This is a genomic window from Shewanella sp. WXL01 (assembly GCF_012263345.1).
Lineage (GTDB): Bacteria > Pseudomonadota > Gammaproteobacteria > Enterobacterales > Shewanellaceae > Shewanella > Shewanella maritima.
The window spans coordinates 1-862 of the sequence record NZ_JAAIKQ010000028.1; the positions used below are offsets into that span (position 1 = coordinate 1).

General features: G+C 52.7%; 1 protein-coding gene. It reads left to right on the forward strand.

Going from position 1 to position 862, the window contains the following annotated elements; translation table 11 throughout:
• Positions 1-862: Ig-like domain-containing protein (locus G3R49_RS19915; RefSeq protein ID WP_167870832.1), on the forward strand; the 862-nt coding region annotated here is incomplete at both ends.

The following is an 862-nucleotide window of genomic DNA, read 5'->3' on the forward strand; positions in this document are numbered from 1 at the left end:
TCAGCTTCACTATCGCCGGTGACAACACCACTTACAACGCGGGTGACTCAGTCACCGTCCAAGGCGGCACACTCGTGCTGAACGCCAATGGTTCGTACACATTCGATCCTGCGGCAGATTGGAACGGCACATTGCCGGTGATCACTTACACCACGAATACAGGTGAAACGGCGACACTGACGATTACTGTTACGCCAGATAACACAGACGTGACTGATGATGCAGTAACGGTTGGCGAAGATACGCAAGCAAGTGGCAACGTACTGAGCAATGACGAATCTGATAACACGAGCGTGGTCAGCTTCACTATCGCCGGTGACAACACCACTTACAACGCGGGTGACTCAGTCACCGTCCAAGGCGGTACACTGGTGCTTAACGCTAATGGTTCGTACACATTCGATCCAGCTGCTGACTGGAACGGTACACTGCCGGTGATCACCTACACCACTAACACGGGTGAAACGGCGACACTGACAATTACTGTCACGCCAGATAACACTGATGTAGCTGATGATGCAGTAACGGTTGGTGAAGATACGCAAGCTTCAGGCAACGTGCTGAGCAATGACGAGTCTGATAACACGAGCGTGGTTAGCTTCACCATCGCCGGTGACAACACCACGTACACTGCTGGTGCATCTGTGACTGTCCAAGGCGGCACACTAGTGCTGAACGCCAATGGTTCGTACACCTTCGATCCAGCTGCGGACTGGAACGGCACACTGCCGGTGATCAATTACACCACGAATACAGGTGAAACGGCGACACTGACAATTACTGTCACGCCGGATAACACGGACGTGGCAGATGATGCAGTAACGGTTGGCGAAGATACGCAAGCTTCAGGCAACGTATTAAC